The 7,736-nt window shown below is 73.1% G+C and carries 8 protein-coding genes; 3 read left to right on the forward strand and 5 right to left on the reverse strand.

What is annotated here, in order from left to right; genetic code table 11:
- Positions 1-24 precede the first annotated feature (24 nt).
- Both MNZ27_RS21715 and MNZ27_RS21720 read right to left on the reverse strand, forming a co-directional pair.
- Positions 25-546: a hypothetical protein gene (locus MNZ27_RS21715; protein WP_242394779.1), complete on the reverse strand. Its 522-nt coding sequence runs from the start codon at positions 544-546 to the stop codon at positions 25-27.
- Between the two features lie 89 nt (positions 547-635).
- Entirely contained in the window at positions 636-1,142 is a 507-nt protein-coding gene (locus MNZ27_RS21720; RefSeq protein ID WP_242394778.1) for a hemerythrin domain-containing protein, read from the reverse strand.
- Between the two features lie 370 nt (positions 1,143-1,512).
- On the opposite strand from MNZ27_RS21720, the gene MNZ27_RS21725 reads away from it, so the two are divergent.
- Positions 1,513-1,884, forward strand: coding sequence for a response regulator (locus tag MNZ27_RS21725; RefSeq protein WP_242394777.1), 372 nt, complete (start codon positions 1,513-1,515; stop codon positions 1,882-1,884).
- 59 nt (positions 1,885-1,943) lie between these two features.
- Here MNZ27_RS21725 and MNZ27_RS21730 read toward each other — a convergent pair whose 3' ends face one another.
- On the reverse strand, positions 1,944-2,630 hold the full coding sequence (locus MNZ27_RS21730; RefSeq protein WP_242394776.1) for a rhomboid family intramembrane serine protease: 687 nt from the start codon (positions 2,628-2,630) through the stop codon (positions 1,944-1,946).
- 242 nt (positions 2,631-2,872) lie between these two features.
- Here MNZ27_RS21730 and gltA point away from each other — a divergent pair, with 242 nt between their 5' ends.
- Both gltA and MNZ27_RS21740 read left to right on the forward strand, forming a co-directional pair.
- The gene (gltA, locus tag MNZ27_RS21735; protein ID WP_242394775.1) at positions 2,873-5,863 is read left to right on the forward strand and encodes an NADPH-dependent glutamate synthase; all 2,991 of its coding nucleotides are present in this window, start codon (positions 2,873-2,875) and stop codon (positions 5,861-5,863) included.
- Positions 5,864-6,053: 190 nt separating this feature from the next.
- Complete coding sequence (locus MNZ27_RS21740; protein WP_242394774.1) at positions 6,054-6,671, forward strand: hypothetical protein; 618 nt, start codon at positions 6,054-6,056, stop codon at positions 6,669-6,671.
- 95 nt (positions 6,672-6,766) lie between these two features.
- Here the strand turns inward: MNZ27_RS21740 and MNZ27_RS21745 are convergent, their stop codons facing one another.
- The gene (locus MNZ27_RS21745) at positions 6,767-7,435 is read right to left on the reverse strand and encodes an Hsp20/alpha crystallin family protein (protein ID WP_242394773.1); all 669 of its coding nucleotides are present in this window, start codon (positions 7,433-7,435) and stop codon (positions 6,767-6,769) included.
- Between the two features lie 111 nt (positions 7,436-7,546).
- The coding region (locus tag MNZ27_RS21750; protein ID WP_242396175.1) for a hypothetical protein at positions 7,547-7,736 on the reverse strand (190 nt) is incomplete at its 5' end.

Below are 7,736 nucleotides of genomic sequence, written 5' to 3' on the forward strand. Positions count from 1 at the left end.
GTCGTCGAATTCTTCGACAAGCTCTCAGCAGCCCGGGTGGAGGCGCGCGAGCGCGGCGGCGACCGCGTCACCCGCGGCCGGAGCCAGGAAGGCCCGGCACCGGTCGCCGATCGCGCCGGCGACCTCCGGCCACGCGTCGTAGAACCAGCCCGAGGAGGGCCGGCCGCCTTCGCCGTGGACCCGCTCCATCAGCGCGAACAGCGCGATGCGCGCCACCTCGGCGACGCGGGCCTCGGCGGCGCCGTCGAGCCCGGCCGCGCGGGCGGCGGCCGCGGCGGCGCCGACGGCGAGGATCCGCGCCTCCACGTAGCACAGGACGATCGTCTCCCCCGCGGCGAACCACGGATCGCCGCGCGAGCGGGCGGCGAGCTGGGCCCGGGCCTGCTCCGGCGCGAGGCGCTCCGCGCGGCCGTTCAGCGCCGCGATCGCCCGCCGCTCGACGTCGGCGACGGACGCACCGGGCGCGACCGCGACGAGGAAGTGACGGCCGGTCGCGTCCACGCGCGCGTCGGCGACGCCGTCCAGGGCCGAGAGTCGCGCCAGCACGGGCGCGAGGGCGGTGCCTCAACCGAGGCCCGCCACCGGCCCTCAGCCGAACCCGTCGGCGGCGAAGACGAGCGGCTCGACCGTGGTCATCAGGCTGGCCTCCCGCCGTCGCGCCTGCGCCTGCGCTTGCGCGGGCGCAGGTCGTCGGGCTGCGGGCGGGGCTGCGGGCGGGGCTGCGGGCGGGGCTGCGGGCCGGGATGCGGCCGGGCGAGGTGCGCGGCGAGCGGCGCGTCGTTCACGCGGATGTGGAAGCGGAGCCACTCCGGGATGCGGATCCGCAGCCAGCTCGCCACGAACGGCGTCGGCCCTTCTTCCCTGAGCTCGGCGCGCATCCGGAGGAAGTCCGCCACGAACAGCTCGTGCGCCGACTTGTGCCGCCCGCGCTCGGGGTAGTGCGCCTCCTCCATCAGCGCCTCCTCTGCGGCGAGGTGCGACACGAGCGCGTCGGCGAGCGCCGCGACGGCCTGCTCGATCTCCGCCGGCGCGCCGGTGTCGAGGAGGGCGGAGACGGCGTCGAGGCGGGCGAACAGGAGCGCGTGCTCGTGGTCCAGCTCCTCGTGCTCCAGCGCCAGGTCCCGGGTCCATTCCACCGACATCGAAGGCTCCCCCGCTCACGCGACGTTCCCGCAACGTCGAAGGCGCCGCAAGCCCCCGCCGCGGCGACGAGGCCGGAGCGCGCCTCGGGCCTCGGGCGAGCGCGAGGCCGCCGGAGGCGCCGCCCGCCGCGATGCCGGACGCGCGGGCGGTCGGCGGCGCGGCCGGAGGGCGGCCGGAGGGCGTGCCCGCGAAGCGCCTCGCGCGGGACGCGATGTCCACACGTACCAGGGGTTCGAGTGTGGACAACGCGTGGATGGCGGGTGGATCTCCCACCCCGGCCGGTCTGGGCGGGGCGTGGTCTTGTGCTCGCGCGCGGCGAGGGAGTATCACCCCGCGCATCTGCTCGGCCACACGGCGGGAGGACGCGAGATGAAGGTGCTCCAGGGTCGAATCCTCGTGGTGGAGGACGAGCCCGACATTCGTGAGCTCCTCGGCGACACGCTCTCCGTCCTCGGGCCGGTGGAGCTGGCGACGGACGGGGTGGACGCGCTCGAGCGCATCCAGCGGAACGGCGCCCCGGCGGTGATCCTCCTCGACCTCTGCCTGCCCCGGATGACCGGGCCGGAGCTGATCGAGCGGCTCCGCGGGACCGCCTACGGCGACGTCCCGGTGGTGAGCATGACCGCCTCCAACGCCCGCCCGCCCGCCGGCGTCCGCGAGCACCTCCACAAGCCTTTCGACATCGACGACGCGATCGGCGCGCTCGTCCGGGCCACCTCGGTCGCCGCCGCGGCGGCCTGACCGATCCCGGGCAGGCGCCTGGGCTCGGGTGAGGAAGCTCCGGCTGACTCAGGCCGGGGTCACGGCCTCGGCCGGAGCGCCAGGGCCACGGCGACCGCGACGGCGGCGGTGAGCGCCACCCACGGCCACGATCGCCGCGGCGAGGGCCGGGTGGCGATCCAGCCCCACGCCGCCCCGGTGGCGAGCCCGCCCGCGTGGGCGAACTGGTCGATGGGGACCACCGTCCCGATGACCGCCAGGATCAAGAGGTTGAGCAGCACCTGCTGCGAGCCGCGGTTCGCGATGAAGGCGCGCCAGCTCCCGAGCGCGCGGCGGTGGAGCGCCAGCGCGGCGCCGATCACGCCGAACAGGGCGCCGGACGCCCCCACGGAGACGCTCGCCGGACCGAGGAGCGACAGCGCGGAGGCGCCGAGCGCGCCCAGGACGTACAGCGAGGCGAACCGGGCCGAACCGAAGAAGCGCTCGATCTGCCGGCACCACGGGATGCCGAAGACCATGTTCGCCGCGAGGTGGAACAGGCCCGCGTGGAGGAAGGCGGCGCTGAGGAGCCGCCACCACTGACCGGACCAGACGAGGTCGCGCTCGAGGGCGCCGAACCGGATCAGCGTGGCCGTGTCCGTCGAGGAGCCGTGGGACTCGACCCAGCCGAACATCGCGAGGTTGGCTGCCAGGATCGCCCAGCTCACGGGCGTGGGCCGGACCGCGTGCGGGGGCGGGCTGGGGGCTGCGGGGAAATGCGGCTCCATGGAGCGGCGCAGTGTACCCGGGGGATGGTGCGGTGTCCCGACCCGGAGCACATGCCGGTTCAGGTGGCGGCGCGGGTGCGCGCTCCGCGGCCGCGGTGCGGGCGAAAGTGGACCGGAGCCATCCTGAATTTTCCCAGGAAAATCGTGGCGATCGCTTGACGCGTCCCGGGCGAGACTGATACGACCCGCGGGCCGTTGACGCACCTTCCCGCACCCTAATCGCACGGAGGGTTGGCCCCCCGATGTATCCCATTGTTCGTCGCGAAGCCTTCTCCGACACGACCTTCCTCTGGGAGGTCGCTGCCCCCGACGTCGCCGCATCCGCCCAGGCCGGGCACTTCGTCATGCTCCGGCTCCACGAGGGCGCCGAGCGGATCCCGCTGACGGTCGCCGACTACGACCGCCAGAAGGGCACCATCACGATGGTCATCCAGGCGCTCGGGAAGACGACGCGCGAGATGATGGCCAACTACAAGGCCGGCGACACGTTCGCCGACTTCGTGGGTCCCCTCGGGCTCCCGCAGCACGTCGCGAAGGTCGGGCACGTGGTGCTCGTCGGCGGCGGCCTCGGCGTCGCGCCGGTGTTCCCGCAGCTCCGCTCCTTCAAGGAGGCGGGGAACCGCACGACCGGCATCATCGGCTTCCGGAACAAGCAGCTCGTGTTCTGGGAGGACAAGTTCAAGAAGTACTGCGACGACCTCGTCGTCTGCACGGACGACGGCTCCTACGGGAAGCCCGGGTTCGTGACGCAGGCCCTCAAGGAGATCTGCGAGAAGGACAAGCCGGATCTCGTCATCGCCATCGGGCCGCTCCCGATGATGAACGCCTGCGTCGAGACCACCCGCCCGTTCGGCATCAAGACCATGGTCTCGCTGAACGCGATCATGGTGGACGGCACCGGCATGTGCGGCTCCTGCCGCGTGACGGTGGACGGCAAGGTGAACTTCGCCTGCGTGGACGGGCCGGACTTCGACGGCCACAAGGTGGACTTCAAGGAGCTCATCGCCCGCCAGCGGCGGTTCAAGTCGCAGGAGGCGCGGGCGAGCGAGGACTACGCGCACGTCTGCAACCTCGAGAAGCAGCTCTTCGAGGAGCAGAAGCGCAACTACCGCAAGATCAAGGAGCTCCCCCCGCACCAGACGAAGATGCCGGAGCGCGACGCCGCGGAGCGCGCCCGCAACTTCAAGGAGGTGAACCTGGGCTACTCGCTCCAGGACGCCCTCGGCGAGGCGGAGCGGTGCATCCAGTGCGCGAAGCCGACCTGCGTCTCGGGCTGCCCGGTGCAGATCGACATCCCGCGGTTCATCCGGCACGTGGTGGTGCGCGACTTCGAGGGCGCCCTCGCGGCGATCAACGAGGCGTCCATCTTCCCGTCGATCTGCGGCCGCGTCTGCCCGCAGGAGACGCAGTGCGAGGCGCAGTGCGTCATCGGGAAGAAGGTCGACTCGGTCGGCATCGGCCGCCTCGAGCGCTTCGTCGGTGACAACGCCAAGCCGAAGCCGGTGGTCCCGCCGCGCTTCGAGAAGAAGCTCGGGAAGGTCGCGGTCTGCGGGTCCGGCCCGGCCGGCCTCGCCGCCGCCGCCGACCTCGTGAAGTACGGCTGCGACGTGACCGTGTACGAGGCCCTCCACGTGGTGGGCGGCGTGCTCCAGTACGGCATCCCGTCGTTCCGCCTCCCGCGCGACATCATCAACCGCGAGGTCCAGCGGCTGCGCGACCTCGGCGTGAACATCGAGACCAACAAGGTCATCGGGAAGACCTTCACGGTCCCGCAGCTCCTCGGCGAGAAGGGCTACGACGCGGTGTTCCTCGCGGTCGGCGCGGGCGCCCCGGCGTTCCTCGGGATCCCGGGCGAGTTCGCCGGCCAGGTCTACTCGGCGAACGAGTTCCTCACCCGCGTGAACCTCATGGGCGGAGACAAGTTCCCGTACCTCGACACGCCCATCTCGCTCGGCAAGAGCGTGGTCGTGATCGGCGCCGGCAACACCGCGATGGACTGCCTCCGCGTCTCGAAGCGGCTCGGCGCGCCGACGGTGCGCTGCGTCTACCGCCGCAGCGAGGCCGAGGCCCCGGCCCGCATCGAGGAGCTCCGGCACGCGAAGGAGGAGGGGATCGACTTCTTCTTCCTCCACACGCCGGTCGAGATCCGCGTGGACGCCGACGGCAACGTGAAGGGGATGAAGGTCGAGGAGATGGAGCTCGGCGAGCCCGACGAGAAGGGGCGCCGCAAGCCGATGTCCACCGGGCGCTTCAAGGAGCTCGAGTGCGACACCGTCATCTACGCGCTCGGCACGAAGGCGAACCCCATCATCACGAAGTCCACCCCGGGCCTCGAGCTGAACAAGTGGGGCAACATCGCCGCGGACGACGGCAAGCTGGAGTCCACGCAGGCCACGAGCCTCCCGGGCGTGTTCGCGGGCGGTGACATCGTGACCGGCGGCGCGACCGTCATCCTCGCGATGGGCGCCGGCCGCCGCGCCGCCCGCTCCATCGCGACGTACCTCACGAAGGGCAAGAAGTGGCCGATCTCCGCCGCGGACGTGGCGGGGTTCCAGGCGCCGGAGCCGCTCCCCGCGGCGACGGGCGCGGGGACCGACGGCAAGGTCTGCCCGAAGTGCCACCGGCCGATCGAGGGCGACGAGGAGTACGTCTGCTGCGCCGACGCCCAGCTCCAGTGGCGCTGTGAGGCCTGCGCCAAGGTGAGCGAGGGCTTCGCCTTCCCGTACGGCATGTGCCCGTCGTGCGGCGGCAAGCTCAAGGTGCTCGACGAGCGCAAGGTCGAGGGCGCGAAGGCGCTCGAGGCGATCCGGACGGCGTTCGAGATCGAGCTCGGGGGCCAGGCCTTCTACAACCGCGCGGCGAAGGAGAGCTCCGACCCGACGCTGAAGGCGCTCTTCCAGAAGTTCTCCGCGATGGAGAAGGAGCACATGGCGACGCTGTCCCGGCGCTACCACGCCGAGGTGCCCGCGCCGTCCGACGCGTTCAAGGTCGAGCGCGCCGCGGTGTACGCGGGCGTGGCGAACAAGCCGGAGGATCCGGCGAACCTGTTCCGGATCGCCATCGCCTTCGAGCAGCGCGCCGTGGACTTCTTCGCGCGGCGCGTCGCCGAGACGCCCGAGGGCTCCGTGGAGCGCCAGCTCTACAAGGAGCTCGGCGCGGAGGAGAAGGAGCACGTCGAGATGCTCCTCGGCGAGTACGAGCGCTGGAAGGCCGGCAAGCCCGGCCTGCTCTAGGCCCGCGTCGCCGCCGACGTTCCCAGAGGGCCCCCGGCACCCGCCGTGGGGCCCTCTCCGTTTCCGGGCGGGGGTGCGCCGCCGCGGAGCGCGCCGGGGATGTGCCCCCGGAGGCGATCGCGCTTCTGCACGCGGGCGAGCGCGTGGCACACTTGCAGCGGCGCATGCCGCGCCCTGGGGAGCTCACCACATGAAGAAGCTCGTCCGTGCCTTCGCGCTCGCGCTGCCGCTCGCGCTCCCGCTCCACGCCCGCGCCGCCGAGGTCGCGCGCGCCCCGGGCGCCGCGGAGGCGAAGCCGGCGTCGCCGGCGTCGCCGGCTTCGACAGACGCCAAGGCCGCGCCCGTCCCGGCCGCGAAGGCCGCCGTCTGGAAGGAGCACCAGCTCGCGGACGTCGGGATCGCGGTGAAGCTCCCCGGCGACCCGGAGCGGACCGAGACGAGCCAGGGGGCCGTCACGATCCTCACCTACGGTGTCGAGCTCGGCGGCGGCGCGCCGAGCTTCGGCGTGCTCTGCATGAGCTTCCAGGGCGTGGACGAGGACTTCCCGGCCGCCGCGCTCGACCAGATGTCCGCCGCGATGGCGAGGCAGCCCGGGATGAAGGTCACCCGGGACGAGAAGCTCACCGTCGCCGGGCTGCCCGCGCGCCACGTCGAGACCAGCGCGGTGAACGGCGACGAGCGGATGGCGGTGCGCATCGTGCTCGGGAGGGCGCGCGTCTACCAGCTCATGGCGATGGGCAAGGGGCCGCGGTCGCTCGCCGGTCCGGAGGTGAAGGCGTTCTTCGACTCGTTCCGGCGGTTGCCGTAGAGCTCCCAGGCTCCCGCCCGCGCGTTCGCGCCAGCGGCCGACGAGGCGGCGCCCTGACGGCGCCGCCCGCCGCGGCCGCGGACGCCCGTTGGACACTAATGGACGCTCGTCGCCTTCCCCTCCGCCTTGCCCTCGCGGATCTCGATCCGGCGGGCGCGCGACGACGGCTCCGTCATGGGGATGGTGATCTCGAGCACGCCGTTCTCGAACCGCGCCTCGGCGCCCTCCGGGGTCGCGCCCTCCGGCAGCGGGATCGACCGGTGGAAGGCGCCGTAGGACATCTCGCTCCGGTACACGCCGCCACGCTCCTCCTCGGTCTCCTGCCGCCGCTCGCCGTGGAGCACGAGCGCCTCGTCGGTGATGTCGATCTGCAGGTCCTCCTTGCGGATGCCCGGGAGATCGGCGCGGACCATCAGCTTGCCCTCCCGCTCGAGCACCTCCACGCGCGGCATCCAGAGCGCCTCGCCGGCGCCGCGAGCCAGCTCCTCGCCCGCGCGCACGGGGAAGCCCGGCATGAACTCCTCGAACATGCGGTCGAAGTCGTCCATCATCCGCCGCATGAACGAGAAGGGCGTCGCGCCGAGCCCCCTCGGGCCGAAGGGGGACGGCAGGTAGGACTCACGGCGGGCGAGCTCGCCCGGCGCCCGCTCGCGCTGCTGCTCCCTGGCCGCGCCCTTCCCCGCGCCCTGCGCCTTCGCCGCGCCCGCTTCCTGTTGACCCTTCTTGCCCTGCTCCGCCGACGGTCCGGTGTTCTCGGTCGCCATGGCTTCCCTCCGCTCGCGCGCACCGCGGGACGCGGTGCGGACCGAGTGGAGCGTGGGGACGCGGTGCCGGCGCCGCAACGCGCCACCCGGGATCGCGCGCGGGGTCGCCGATCAGCGGGGCTCGGCGATGTCGAGCCAGCGCAAGATCGGGACCGCGTTCGAGCAGCGCGGGCAGCGCGACGCCTCGACCCGGATCGGCGCGGCGCACGCTGGGCAGGGGCGGCGCCGGAGGGCCTCGGCGGCTCGCGCGAGCCGCGTTGCGCCGAGCGCGACGGCGACCGAGAGCGCCACCGCGGCGGCC

Origin of the sequence: Anaeromyxobacter oryzisoli, assembly GCF_022690765.1 — a bacterium.
GTDB classification, from domain to species: domain Bacteria; phylum Myxococcota; class Myxococcia; order Myxococcales; family Anaeromyxobacteraceae; genus Anaeromyxobacter; species Anaeromyxobacter oryzisoli.